Annotated in this window: 11 protein-coding genes and 1 pseudogene; 5 read left to right on the top strand and 7 right to left on the bottom strand. The window is 73.9% G+C overall.

Translation table 11 applies throughout. The features are described from left to right. The 6 genes and pseudogenes from AB0I76_RS11790 to AB0I76_RS11765 form a co-directional block, all read right to left on the bottom strand. Nucleotides 1-220: pseudogene (locus tag AB0I76_RS11790) on the bottom strand (alpha/beta hydrolase); the annotation flags it as partial. Between the two features lie 26 nt (nt 221-246). Further along, the gene (locus tag AB0I76_RS11785) at nt 247-1,653 is read right to left on the bottom strand and encodes an NAD(P)-binding domain-containing protein (RefSeq protein ID WP_357033605.1); all 1,407 of its coding nucleotides are present in this window, start codon (nt 1,651-1,653) and stop codon (nt 247-249) included. A gap of 92 nt (nt 1,654-1,745) precedes the next feature. Next, on the bottom strand, nt 1,746-2,456 hold the full coding sequence (locus tag AB0I76_RS11780; protein WP_357033603.1) for an endonuclease/exonuclease/phosphatase family protein: 711 nt from the start codon (nt 2,454-2,456) through the stop codon (nt 1,746-1,748). Nucleotides 2,457-2,459: 3 nt separating this feature from the next. Next, nucleotides 2,460-3,407, bottom strand: a complete 948-nt coding sequence (locus AB0I76_RS11775; protein WP_357033601.1) for an ROK family glucokinase — start codon at nt 3,405-3,407, stop codon at nt 2,460-2,462. Between the two features lie 76 nt (nt 3,408-3,483). Further along, nucleotides 3,484-4,140 carry a hypothetical protein gene (locus tag AB0I76_RS11770; protein ID WP_357033599.1) on the bottom strand — a complete coding sequence of 219 codons (657 nt, stop codon included), beginning with the start codon at nt 4,138-4,140 and terminating at the stop codon, nt 3,484-3,486. Nucleotides 4,141-4,180: 40 nt separating this feature from the next. Then, nucleotides 4,181-4,636: an SRPBCC family protein gene (locus AB0I76_RS11765; protein WP_357033597.1), complete on the bottom strand. Its 456-nt coding sequence runs from the start codon at nt 4,634-4,636 to the stop codon at nt 4,181-4,183. A gap of 211 nt (nt 4,637-4,847) precedes the next feature. Here AB0I76_RS11765 and AB0I76_RS11760 point away from each other — a divergent pair, with 211 nt between their 5' ends. The 5 genes from AB0I76_RS11760 to AB0I76_RS11740 all read left to right on the top strand — a co-directional run bounded on the left by AB0I76_RS11760 (nt 4,848) and on the right by AB0I76_RS11740 (nt 11,759). Further along, a complete protein-coding gene (locus tag AB0I76_RS11760) occupies nt 4,848-6,650 on the top strand; it encodes an AMP-binding protein (RefSeq protein ID WP_357033595.1) in 1,803 nt (600 codons plus the stop codon). A gap of 14 nt (nt 6,651-6,664) precedes the next feature. Next, a complete protein-coding gene (locus AB0I76_RS11755) occupies nt 6,665-8,359 on the top strand; it encodes a GAF domain-containing sensor histidine kinase (protein WP_357033593.1) in 1,695 nt (564 codons plus the stop codon). A gap of 7 nt (nt 8,360-8,366) precedes the next feature. Further along, a complete protein-coding gene (locus tag AB0I76_RS11750; RefSeq protein ID WP_007072219.1) occupies nt 8,367-9,035 on the top strand; it encodes a response regulator transcription factor in 669 nt (222 codons plus the stop codon). Between the two features lie 143 nt (nt 9,036-9,178). Then, a complete protein-coding gene (locus AB0I76_RS11745) occupies nt 9,179-9,988 on the top strand; it encodes an SAM-dependent methyltransferase (RefSeq protein WP_357033591.1) in 810 nt (269 codons plus the stop codon). Next, complete coding sequence (locus AB0I76_RS11740) at nt 9,981-11,759, top strand: bifunctional diguanylate cyclase/phosphodiesterase (RefSeq protein WP_357033589.1); 1,779 nt, start codon at nt 9,981-9,983, stop codon at nt 11,757-11,759. The genes AB0I76_RS11745 and AB0I76_RS11740 overlap by 8 nt, the downstream gene beginning before the upstream one ends. A 47-nt stretch (nt 11,760-11,806) precedes the next feature. Here the strand turns inward: AB0I76_RS11740 and AB0I76_RS11735 are convergent. Then, the coding region (locus AB0I76_RS11735) for a glycosyltransferase family 4 protein (protein WP_357033586.1) at nt 11,807-12,684 on the bottom strand (878 nt) is incomplete at its 5' end.

The following is a 12,684-nucleotide window of genomic DNA, read 5'->3' as shown; positions in this document are numbered from 1 at the left end:
GCGCGGGGCCGCTGCCGCCGTGCCCGCGCAGGCTCACCGCGTGCGCGCCGAAGCCCCGCGACGCGGCGTGACCCAACCAGTGCTCGGCGAACGCCCACGCCCCGTGCCCGAAACCCGGTACGAAGAGCAGCGGCGGACGCCCCTCCTCCAGCTCCGGCACCGCGCTGAGCACCTCGCGCCGGACCGGACGGACCGGGCGGGCCCACTCCCGGCCGCGCATGATCCGCACCTGAGGAGAAACGGTGGTCACTTACCCTCCAGGTCGTGCAGGGCGCGCTGGACGGCGCGCAGGTAGTCGGCGTGGCCGACCTCGAACCAGTGCCGGCTGCTGTCCTTGACCTGACCGGAGTAACGCTCACCGGCGTGCCCCTCGACCTTCGCGGCGAAGGCCGCGGCCCGGTCCGGCCGGGTACGCCGCAGCCGCAGCAGCCGGGCGAAGAGCACCGTCTGCCAGTGCGAGAGCGTGAAGATGCCGGAGTCCGGCTGCACCAGACCGGCCACCGCGAGGGTGGGATGGCCGGGCGCGAACGCGTTGAGCCACAGCGTCGGGCGGCCGGCGCCGCCGTCGTCACCGATGATCTTCGGGTCGAGGAACTCGAAGCGGGGCAGGTAGCCGGTGGCGAAGACGACCAGCTCCGGGTCGACCTCGCGGCCGTCGGAGAGTTCGACCGCGTACGGGTGGAAGCGGGCCACGTCCGGCACCGGGGTGATCTCGCCGTGGCCGACGTAGTAGACGAGCTGGCTGTTGGCGATCGGGTGGGTCTCGTACACCCGGTGGTCCGGCTTGGGCAGGCCGAAACGGGTCAGGTCGCCGACGGTCAGCCGCAGCGTCCAGTGGTAGAGCCACTGCCGCACCCGCAGCGGCACCCGCAGCGCGAGCAGCGCGTCGTTGACCTGGTCGGCGGGGCGGCCGAGGACGTACTTCGGCGCGTACCAGTAGCCCCGTCGGGTCGAGTGCCAGCAGTGCGACGCCTGCTGGGCGGCCTCGACGGCGATGTCGCAGCCGGTGTTGCCGGCACCCACGACCAGCACCCGCTTGCCGCGCAGCTGCGCCGGGTCCTTGTAGGAGGAGGCGTGCATGACCTCGCCCCGAAACTCCTCCAGCCCCTCGTACCGGGGCAGCTTCGGCGACCAGTTGTGGCCGTTGGCGATCACCACCGCCGCGTACCGGGTGGTGCGTTCCGGGCCGTACCCACCGGTGCTGCGGGTGGTGACGTCCCACCGGTCGCCGGCCACCGGCTCCACCCGGACCACCTCGGTGCCGAACCAGATGTGCGAGCGCAGGTCGAAGTGGTCGGCGTACCGCTCGAAGTACGCCAGCACCTGGCTGTGGTGCGGGTAGTCCGGCCAGTCGTCCGGCATCGGGAAGTCCGGGAACTGGGTGAAGGGCCGGGACGAGATCAGGTGGGTGCTCCCGTACACGGGGCTCCGGTCGTGTCGCCAGTTCCACGCGCCGCCGACGCCGGTCTCCCGCTCGTAGCAGTCGACGCCGAAGCCGTGCTCCTTGAGGTTCTTCACCGCGGTGAGCCCACTGGCCCCGGCACCGATGACGCAGACCGTGTCGCCCCGGTCCGCGATCGGGCGTCCGTCGGGGGTCAGGGCGAGCGTGCTGGTCTCCGGGTCGGGCCGGCCGTGGTCGGGGGAGGTGGACACCGGTGAGTCTCCTTTTGTGCGGCACGAGTGCCGGTCGCGCAGCATCTTCTCCACATCGGAGCGGGATGTCCAGCCCGGCGGGGGCGGCGCGGTCAGTCGTCGGCGGGCAGCAGCAGGTCCACCAGGACCGGGAAGTGGTCGCTGGCCCGGCGGGTCTGCGGCGTGTCCACCACGTCGTAGTCGACGACCCGGATCCGCGTGTCGACGAAGAGCGCGTCGATGCGCCGGCTGGGGTTGGCGCAGGAGAAGGTGAGCCGGTCGGCCCGGTCCATCGCCTCCGCCGCGTCGGTCAACCCGGCCGCCACCGTCGCCCACGCCGGGGAGTCCGGGCCCTCGTTGAGGTCGGCCCCCGCGATCACCGGCAGCGTCGCCGCGTCCAGGTCCCGCTTGAACAGCGCGGCCTGACCGGGGCGTTCGGACGGGTCGGTGGACAGGTGCGACCCGGCCAGGGTGAACCGGGCGCCCCGGCCGACCACGCAGTCCGCGTACGCCGCGCCGCGCAGGTGCCGGCCCGGGGTCAGCGGGAAGCGCCGGCACCGGGTGGCCGTGACGCGGACCCGCAGGCTGGTCAGCAGGACGTTGCCCAGCGACGGCAGGCCCCCCGCGGCGACCACCAGGCCGAAGGACTCGGCGAGCGCCGCGGCCTTCTGCCGCCACAGGAACCGGCGGGGCCCCTCCTGCACGATGACCACGTCGGGCGACGCCGCGCGGACCACCGCCGCCAGTGCGGCGGTGTCGTCCCGCTGGCTGTGGATGTTGTACGAGACGACGCGCAGCGGCACGCCGTCGGTGTGCTCCGCCATGCTCTACAGCCGGCGGGCCAGATCGGCGGCGCCGATGACGCCGGCGGTGTTGCCCAGCTCGGCGGGGCGGATCTCGGCCACCGGCAGCCGGCTGCGCTGGGCCAGCGCGTCGGTGAAGGAGCGGCGGGTCGGGCCCATGAGCAGGTCCCCGGCGTCGATCACGCCACCGCCGACCACGAGCACCTGCGGGTCGAGGATCTGCGCCATGTCCGCGAGGCTGGTGCCCAGCCAGCGGCCGACCTGCGCGAACGCCTCGGCGGAGACCGGGTCGCCGCCCTGCGCGGCGGCGGTCACCATGGGGCCGGTGATCGCCTCGGCCTCACCGCCGGCCAGCTCCAGCAGGGCGGTGGCGCGGTGCGGCTCCTGCCGGGCGGCGGCCCGCGCGAAGCGGACCAGGGCGCTGCCGCTGGCGTACTGCTCGATGCAGCCGAGCCGCCCGCAGCCGCACTGGTGCCCGTCCGGCACGGTGAGCATGTGACCCAGCTCGGCGGCGATGCCGTTGGCACCGCGTACCAGCTCGCCGCCGAGGACGATGCCGCCGCCCACACCGGTGCCGATGGTGAACATGATCATCGAGTCGTCGGCGTCGCGCGCCGCGCCGTGGCGGAACTCGGCCCACGCGGCGACGTTCCCGTCGTTCTCCACGATCACCGGCAGGCCGACGGCGGCGCTGACGTACTCCCGCAGGGGTTCGTCCCGCCACGCGAGGTTCGGGGCGAAGAGCACGGTGGACCGACTCGCGTCGATCCAGCCGGCCGCGCCGATACCGACGGCGTTTACCGTACGGCCGGCGGACAGCTCGCTGACCAGCTCGATGATGACGTCGCGGGTCTTGGCCACGTCGTCGGCGGGAGTGTCCCGTCGGGCCTGCACGAGGACCGTGCCGGTCTCGTCCACGACACCGCCGGCGACCTTCGTGCCACCGACGTCGACTCCGATGGTCAGCGTCACCGCTGCCACTCCCCTCTGCTGTGCTGTCCGACGTCCGGCCGAGACCGGCCCTGGATGACGTCGGATTGTCCGGTGGTCAGGCTCCGTCGCCCGATGCGTCCCCGTCCGCGCCGCCCGGCGCTCGTGAGGCGGGCACCACGGGACGGTCGGCCGCCGGCCGGACCTGGGCCGGGGCGACCGGCCCGGCGTCGTCGACGGGCGGGGCGGCGGCGGTCGGTTCGACCCGGTCCTCCGCGCGTGTGGCGGCGGACCAGACATCCCGCTCCGGCGCCGACGGAGAATCATGCCCGCTCCGGGTGGCCTCGCGCCACACGTGATCGTCGGCGCCACCCCCACCGCCGGCCGGGGCGGCGCTCACCGGCCCGTCCGCCGGGTGGTGGGGTTGCTCCGTCGGGGCGAACGCGCGCAGCAGACTGGCCACTCCGGCGGCCAGATCGCCCGCTCCGGTGGCCAGCCGCTCGGCGAATTCCGGACTCGGGTCGCGCAATGCCGCCATTGCCCGGCACAGCGGACAGACGCTGCACTCCGCGGCACCGGTGGCGAAACCACCCACGGAACCGGTCGGCGACCCACCCGGGGTGGCACTGTGACCGAGGACACTCGCCACGATCCCACCGAGCGGACCCCACGGGCCGGCGCCCGGACCGGCCGAGGCCAGTCGGGCCGTTGCCAGCAGGGTGGCGACGAGCCGCTCCGCTTCTTCCCGGGCCGAACCCGGATCCGTTGCCCCCATGGTCGGCTCCTCTACCGTGGCGTCCGCGCCGCCGGCCGCGTCACGACGCCGCACCGGGTGCTTCTACCCGGCGCTTGAGCTGCTTCAACGCGGTATCCATGATCATTTTCTCGGCCTTTCGGCGAAACATGCCCAGCATCCCCACCGACAGCTCGACCTCCAGCGTGTACGTCACCGTCGTGGTGCCGTCCGGGTTCGCCTCCAGGTCGTACGAACCCTGCTGGGAGCGCTGCATCTTCGAGGGCGCGACCAGGTGCCACTCGATCCGGGAGAGATCCTCGGCGTACGCGTAGGCCAGCACGTACTCGTCGGCCATCACGCCGGCGTCGATGGCGAACCGGACCTGGCTGGCGTAGCCGTCCTCGTACTCCTCGACCACCTCCACCCGTTGCACCGCGTCGGTCCACTCGGGGTAGCTCGGGAAGTCGCAGATGACCGCCGCCACCCGTTCCGGTGGCGCGCCGATGATGATCGACTGGGTGGAGGTGTCCGCCATGGGGGGGAGGCTACCCGGCGGGCGGCACGCCCGCGCCGCGCCGCCCCCGGCACGCCGGTTCCACCCCCGCCGGCACCGTCCGGCGAGTCCGCCCGGGCGCCCTCGGGCAACCTGCCTCTTCGCCCCGCCGGGGCGGGCGGGTAGGTTTCGACAGAGCCGACCCCTGCCAGGTGGCGGCCGGCCCGGTCAGTCGTGAGCACGAGGAGTGCAGGTGCGCGAGTTCTCCGTCCCGCCGATCGTCACCGTCGGCGACGCGGCCAACCTCACCGACCCGGTCTGGGACAACGCCGAGGTCGCCCCGGACGCGGTGCAGTTCGTCCGCCCGGACGCCGACGGACGCCCCACGGTCGAGGTCACCTGCCGGCAGTTCCGCGACGAGGTGGTCGCGGTGGCCCGCGGGCTGGTCGCCGCCGGTGTGCAGCCCGGCGCGCGGGTGGCGTTGATGAGCCGCACCCGCTACGAGTGGACCCTGCTCGACTACGCGATCTGGGCGGCCGGCGCCGTGACCGTGCCGATCTACGAGACGTCCAGCGCCGAGCAGGCCGCCTGGATCCTCGCCGACTCCGGCGCGGTGGCCTGCGTCGTCGAGTCCACCGCCCACGCCACCCTGGTCGCCGGCGTCCGGGACCGGCTTCCCGACCTGGAGCACGTCTGGCAGATCGAGCTCGGTGGCGTGGACGAGCTGGTCGCGGCCGGCGCGGCCGTCGAGCCGGCGGAGATCGAGCGGCGGCGCAAGGACGTCCACGCGGGCGACATCGCCACCATCATCTACACCAGCGGCACCACCGGCCGCCCCAAGGGCTGCGTGCTGACCCACCGCAACATGTACGCCGACATCGCCAACGCGGTGCCCGTCCTGCCGAACCTCTTCGGCGAGGGCGCCTCGACCCTGCTGTTCCTGCCGCTGGCGCACGCCTTCGCCCGGCTCATCCAGATCGGCGTCGTGCAGGCCCGGGCCACCATGGCGCACTGCTCGGACACCAAGAACCTGGTCGCCGAGCTGCAGGAGTTCCGGCCGACCTTCGTGCTGTCGGTGCCCCGGGTCTTCGAGAAGGTCTACAACGGCGCGAAGCAGAAGGCCGATGCCGCGGGCAAGGGGAAGATCTTCGCCCGGGCCGAGGCGGTCGCCATCGCGTACAGCGAGGCCCTGGAGACCTCGGCCGGTCCCGGCCTGGCGCTGCGCGCGCAGCACGCGCTCTTCGACAGGCTGGTCTACCGCAAGCTGCGCGCGGCGCTCGGCGGCCGCTGCCGCGACGCCATCTCCGGCGGCGCGCCGCTCGGCGCCCGCCTGGGGCACTTCTTCCGGGGCATCGGAGTGACGATCTGCGAGGGCTACGGGCTCACCGAGACCTCCCCCGCCGCCGCGGCGAACCTGCCCACCGGCACCCGCATCGGCACCGTCGGCCGGCCGCTGCCCGGCGTGACCATCCGGATCGACGACGACGGCGAGATCCTCATCGCCGGTGACCTGATCTTCCAGGGCTACTGGCGCAACGAGGCGGCCACCGCCGAGGCGATCAGCAGCGACGGCTGGTTCCGCACCGGCGACCTGGGGCACCTCGACGACGACGGCTTCCTCAGCATCACCGGCCGCAAGAAGGAGATCATCGTGACCGCCGGGGGCAAGAACGTCGCCCCGGCCGTGCTGGAGGACCAGGTCCGGGCCCACCCGCTGGTCAGCCAGTGCGTGGTCGTCGGTGACCGGCAGCCGTTCATCGCCGCGCTGGTCACCGTCGACGAGGAGGCGCTGCCGGCGTGGCTGGAGTCCGCCGGCCTGCCGGCGGACACGGTGATGGACAAGTTGCGCGAGCACGAGGGGCTGCGCGCCGAGATCCAGGTCGCGGTCGACACCGCCAACCAGGCGGTCTCCAAGGCCGAGGCGATCAAGGTGTTCCGGATCCTGCCGCAGGACTTCACCGAGGCGACCGGCGAGCTGACCCCGTCGCTGAAGGTCAAGCGGCAGGTCGTGCACAAGACGTACGCGGCGGAAATCGCCGACATCTACCGAGGCTGACTACGATCCGTCACGTGCCCGCCTCGACGCCCACCCGGCCACACCCGCATCCCCTCGCCACCGCCGCGCGCGTGGTCATGCTGGCGCTGGTCGCCGTCCTGACCCTGTTCGCGACCCACGACGTCACCCAGCTGTGGTGGATCGCGCTGCTGGGGGTGGCGGGCCTGCCCGCCCTCCTGGCACCCGAGCATCCGCTGTTCGGCCCGCTCAGCCGGGTCGCCGAGGTGGTCGTGCTCGGGCTGGCCGCCAGCCAGGTGGCGGCCGTGGCCACCATCGGCGGTGAGATCGGCGGGCTGGGAGCCTCGGCGGTGCTGCCCTACCTGGCGGTGCCGGTGACGGTCACCGCGCTGCGCCGCCGGTTCCGGGAGGGCACCGCGCTGCTCGCGGTCACCGCGGCCACCCTGCTGGTGGCGGGAGCCCTCACCGAGGTGGGCGGCGAACGGCAGCTCACCGAGATCGGCTACCTGGCCGTGTGCGCCCAGTGGTTGATCCTCGCCGGCCTCGGCCTGTACGCCGCCGGCACCCTGCACCGGGTGATGCAGGCGCGCGGCGACGGCAAGCCCCAGCCGTACGCCGAGGCGACCCGGCTGCTCACCCAGCTGCGCACGGTCGCCCGCCAGCTGCCCGGCGCCACCCTCGACCCGGGCGGCATCTCCGAGCACCTCCTGGAGGAGCTGCGCACCGTCGCCCCGACCGACCGCGGTGCCGTGCTGTCGGCCAGTGGCGGCGGCCGGCTGGTCGTGCTCGCCCAGATCGGCGCGGACCGGGTGGACTGGGAGACCACGCTCGACGCGGACTCGGCGATCGCCGACGCCTGGGCCAGCCAGCAGCCGCAGACCGCCGCCCGGTCACAGTCCCGCACGCACCGCGGCAGCGACGTCTCCGCGCTGATCGTGCCGCTGGTCGCCGGCGTCCGCACGGTGGGTCTGGTGGTGCTGGAGGCGGACGCCGCACAGGCGTACCCGCCGCCGGTGGTGTCCCGGGTGACCGGCCTGACCAGCCCGGCGGCGCTGCGGCTGGAGGCGGCGCTGCTCTTCGACGAGGTACGGTCGCTGGCCACCAACGAGGAGCGGCAGCGGCTCGCCCGGGAGATCCACGACGGGGTCGCCCAAGAGCTGGTGATGGTCGGCTACGGCATCGACAACGCGCTGGCCACCGTGCACTCCGACGCCGCCGAGACCGAGGAGTCGCTGCGCCTGCTGCGCCAGGAGGTGACGCGGGTGATCCAGGAACTGCGGTTGAGCCTCTTCGAGCTGCGCAGCGAGGTGGACCGGCACGGCGGCCTGGCCGCCGCGATCGCCGAGTACGCGCGCACCGTCGGCGCCTCCGGCGGCCTGCGCGTACACCTGTCCCTGGACGAGTCCACCGCCCGGCTGCCCGCCGCCACCGAGGCCGAACTCCTGCGCATCGCGCAGGAGGCGGTGACCAACGCACGCAAGCACGCGGGGGCGTCGAACCTCTGGGTCACCTGTGAGGTGGACCCCCCGTACGCCCAGATCGAAGTGTCGGATGACGGTCACGGGATGGGTGACCAGCGCCCGGACGGGCACTACGGTCTTGCGATCATGGCCGAGAGGGCGGAACGTATCCGGGGCCGGTTGGAGATCAGGCCGCGGCGCCCGAGCGGCACGACCGTGGCGGTGGTGGTCGGTTCCTCACCCCGGCGCGATAACCTGCGCGGTAGCGCAGACGCAGCAGAAGGGGAGTAACCCGAGGATGACCACAAGTCCGACACCGGCCACCCGCACCAAGGTCCTCCTTGTCGACGATCACGACCTGATCCGCAAGGGCCTGCGGCACGCGTTCGAGCGCGACCGGCAGTTCGAGGTCGTCGGCGAGGCGGCAACCGCGGCGGAGGGCGTACGCCAGGCCGGTGCGCTCCAGCCGGATGTGGTGATCATGGACCTGCGGCTGCCCGACGGCAGCGGCCTGGAGGCCACTCGGGCGCTGCGCAAGTCCAGCGCCTCGATGGGCATCGTCGTGCTCACCATGTACGCCGGCGACGACCAGCTCTTCGGCGCGTTGGAGGCCGGGGCGAGCGCCTTCGTGCCGAAGACCGCGCCGGCTGACGAGGTGGTGGCCGCCGCCCGGCACGCCGCCTCCTCCCCCAGCGCCTTCACGGCGGCGGACCTCGCCGAGGCGATGAAGCGCCGGCTCGCGCCGTCCGGCCCGCAGCTGTCCCCACGCGAGGGGCAGGTCCTGCGGCTGCTCGCCGACGGCATGAGCGTGGCCGGCATCGCCAAGCAGCTCTTCGTCAGCGAGTCCACCGCCAAGACGCACATCTCGAAGCTCTACGAGAAGCTCGGCGCGGCCAACCGGGCGCAGGCGCTGATGACGGCGCTGCGGCTGGGTCTCCTTGAGGCGCCGGACGCCCCGAAGTTCTGACCCTCGACACCGTTCTCCCCGACCGCGCCCGCCCTTTCGGCGGGCGCGGTCGCGTTTCATCGACCGGCGTACGCGACGGGCGCGGAGGCACGCTATGGTCTCCCGGGCGACGCGGCTTCCGCGTTGGGCGAAGGGGTGAGCACATGCAGCGTCCGGAGTGGGCACCCGACGGAATCGACATCGAGCGCCCCAGCGTCGCCCGGATGTACGACTACTACCTCGGCGGCTCGCACAACTTCGCCGCGGACCGGGCGGCTGCGCAGGCCATGGTCGCCGCGGTGCCGGAGGCGCCCCTGATGGCCCAGGCCAACCGGGCCTTCCTGCGCCGGGCGGTGCAGTTCCTCGCCGGCCAGGGCGTACGCCAGTTCCTGGACATCGGATCGGGCATCCCCACGGTCGGGAACGTGCACGAGATCGCCCAGCGCGCCACGCCGGACGCCCGCGTGGTCTACGTCGACGTCGACCCGGTCGCGGTGGCGCACAGCCGGGAACTCCTCGACGGCGACGACCGGACCACCGTCGTCCAGGAGGACCTGCGCCACGCCGACCGCATCCTGGCCCACCCGGAGGTACGCCGGCTGATCGACTTCGACCAGCCGGTGGCGGTGCTGGTCGTGGCGGTGCTGCACTTCGTCTCCGACGACGACCGGCCGGCGGAGCTGCTGCGTACGCTCCGGTCCGCTCTGGCGCCGGGGAGCTGGCTGGTGCTCTCCCAGGCCAGCGCCGACGGACGCCCCGGCGCGGAACGGGCCGAGGCCGAGGCCGTCTACCGGCGGACCGACAATCCGCTGTGGATCCGCAGCCGCCGCGAGCTGACCGCCCTGTTCGACGGCTTCGAGCTGGTCGAGCCCGGCGTGGTGTGGGTGCCGCAGTGGCGCCCGGAGTCCACGGACGCCGCCGAGGACGCCGAGCGGTCCGCCTTCATCGGCGGCGTCGGGCGGCTCGATGGATGACCGGCCCGGAGCGACGGTGGCCAGGCCACCGGCCGCCCCGGCACGACAGCCGTCCGGCGCGTGGACGTTCGCCCACGCCTGGGCCAAGGCGGTCGCCGGCACCAGCTACCTGCCCCAGACGCAGGAGCAGTTGGAGGCCCTGCTGCACGGCCTCACCGAACGGTTGGCGGCGGCGCTGCTGGCCGAGCCGTTCGACCTGCGGGCCGGCCAACGGGTCGGCGCCGAACTGGTGGCCGCGCACGTCGCGTCCGCCGAGGGGCTCGGCCGTACCGTCGAGGTGTTGCAACTGCGCCTGGTCCGCGACCTCGGGCTGGTCGCCGACGACGTCGAGGACCGGATGGCCCGGCTGCTGGCGGCGGTCGCCACCGGGTACGCCCGCGCGTTGCGCGACCGGACGCTGGACGAGCAGGAGTCGATCCGGCGGGCGGCGATGACCGCGCGGTCCCAGGCGGAACGGGCGCTGCGCGACAGCGAGGCCCGCTTCCGCCACCAGGCCACCCACGACCCGCTGACCGACCTGCCCAACCGGGCGCTGTTCACCGAGCGGCTCGCCGCGGCGGTCAACGCGCCGGGGCGGGGCGCCGACCGCGTCGGCCTGTGCTTCCTGGACCTGGACCGGTTCAAGGTGATCAACGATTCGCACGGGCACCAGGTCGGCGACGCCCTGCTCCGCGCGGTCGGCGACCGGCTCCACCGCGCCCTCGACGGGCACCTGGTCGCCCGGCTCGGCGGGGACGAGTTCGTGGTGCTGGTGGAGGGCAGCGCGGGCACCCGCGACATGATCGAGGTGGCCGAGGCGGCCCTGGCCGCCGTGCGGGAGCCGACCGTGATCGACGCGCACGAGCTGACCGTCACGGCGAGCCTCGGCATCGTCGAGCGGCAGGTCGCCGGCACGTCGCCGGGCGGCCTGATGCGGGCCGCCGACAGCACGCTGCACTGGGCGAAGGCCGCCGGCGGAGGGCGTTGGGAGCTGTACGACGCCGACCGGGACCGCCGCGACCTGGCCCGGTACGCGCTCTCCGCCGCGATCCCCACGGCCCTCGACCGGGGTGAGTTCTACCTGGACTACCAGCCGCTGACGTCGCTGCGCGACGGTCGGGTGCTCGGCGTGGAGGCGCTGGTCCGGTGGCGGCATCCCGAGCGGGGCGTGCTGCGGCCGGACAGCTTCATCGCGCTGGCCGAGGAGACCGGCCTGATCGTGCCGCTCGGCGGCTGGGTGCTCGCCGAGGCGTGCCGGGCGGCGGGCAGTTGGTCGACGGCGGGTGCCCCCGCGCCGTTCGTCAGCGTCAACCTGGCCGTCCGGCAGGTGCACGGCCCCGGTCTCGTGCAGGACGTCCGGACCCTGCTGGCGCGCACCGGCCTGCCGCCGGAACGGCTCCAGCTGGAGATCACCGAGAGCACCATGATGAGCACCGCGGCGGAGCCGGTCCGTGCCCTGCGCATGCTGGCCGACCTCGGCGTACGGATCGCCATCGACGACTTCGGCACCGGTTACTGCAACCTCGCCTACCTGCGGGACCTGCCGGTGACCGAGTTGAAGGTGGCCGGGGAGTTCGTGGCCGGGCTGCGGTCGCCGGAGACCCGTGCCGACGAGCGCATCCTGGCCTCCCTGGTGTCGCTGGCGCACGCGCTGGACCTCACCGTCACGGCCGAGGGCGTGGAGACCGCCGGCCAGGCCGAGCGACTCCGCGCGATCGGCTGCGACGCCGGCCAGGGCTGGCACTTCGGCCGCCCCGAACCCGCCGACCAGATCCTCGCCCGCCTGACCTGACCACACCCCGCGCCCCCGCTGCGACGAGCCGGGCGGGGGTGGGGAGGTCAGGCCCGGAGGAGGGTGGTCATGCGGTTGGCCTGGGTTTCCCAGCGCCACTCGCGCTCGACCCACGCCCGCCCGGCCGCGCCGAGCTGACGGGCGAGGTCGCGGTCGGCGAGAAGCGTCGCCACCCGCCCGGCGAGTGCGGCCACGTCCCGGCCCGGCACCACGTAGCCGGTCTCCCCCTCACGGACCGCGTCCGGGGCGCCGCCGGAGTCGCCGGCCACCACCGGCAGGCCGGTCGCCGACGCCTCCAGGTAGACGATGCCCAGCCCCTCCACGTCCAGACCGCCGTTGCGGGTGCGGCACGGCATGGCGTACACGTCGCCCGCCGCGTAGTGGGCGGGCAGCTCGGCGGTGGGCACCGAGCCGGTGAAGACCACGTCCCGCTCCACGCCGGCCTGGCGGGCCAGCTTCCCCAGCGCGGCCCGGTAGGGGCCACCGCCGACGACCAGCAGCGCCGCGTCGGGCACCCGGCGGCGGATCTCCGGCATCGCGCGGATCAGCATGTCCTGCCCCTTGCGCGGCACCAGGCGGGACACGCAGACCACCACCGGCCGGTCGGCCAGACCGAGCCGTACCCGGACCGGCTCGCCGTCCACCGACGGGTGGTAGGTCTCGGTGTCGACGCCGGGCGCGAGCCGGTGCAGCTCGGTCACCCCGTGCAGCGCCCGCTCCAGCCGGACCCGGGTGTACTCGCCGAGGTAGGTGGTCACGTCCACGCCCTGGCCGATGCGGCGCAGCGCGTTCCGGGCACCGGGCAGCGCGGCCCAACCGACCTCGTGCCCGTGGGTCTGTGCGACATGGCCCTGATCGACGTCGTCCTGCTGGTCACGAGCGGTCGGGTGGTCTGACGGCCACACCGGCGGGTGGCATCCCCGGG

It is taken from the genome of Micromonospora sp. NPDC049799 (assembly GCF_040656655.1).
Lineage (GTDB): Bacteria > Actinomycetota > Actinomycetes > Mycobacteriales > Micromonosporaceae > Micromonospora.
This window is presented reverse-complemented; position numbering and strand designations above follow the sequence as displayed.

What these genes read in the sequence shown, in the direction of transcription:
- AB0I76_RS11780 (WP_357033603.1), bottom strand. Translation starts at nt 2,456, where the DNA reads ATGGCGGAGCACACCGACGGCGTGCCGCTGCGCGTCGTCTCGTACAAC.
- AB0I76_RS11770 (WP_357033599.1), bottom strand. Translation starts at nt 4,140, where the DNA reads ATGGGGGCAACGGATCCGGGTTCGGCCCGGGAAGAAGCGGAGCGGCTC.
- AB0I76_RS11765 (WP_357033597.1), bottom strand. Translation starts at nt 4,636, where the DNA reads ATGGCGGACACCTCCACCCAGTCGATCATCATCGGCGCGCCACCGGAA.
- AB0I76_RS11750 (WP_007072219.1), top strand. Translation starts at nt 8,367, where the DNA reads ATGACCACAAGTCCGACACCGGCCACCCGCACCAAGGTCCTCCTTGTC.
- AB0I76_RS11745 (WP_357033591.1), top strand. Translation starts at nt 9,179, where the DNA reads ATGCAGCGTCCGGAGTGGGCACCCGACGGAATCGACATCGAGCGCCCC.
- AB0I76_RS11740 (WP_357033589.1), top strand. Translation starts at nt 9,981, where the DNA reads ATGGATGACCGGCCCGGAGCGACGGTGGCCAGGCCACCGGCCGCCCCG.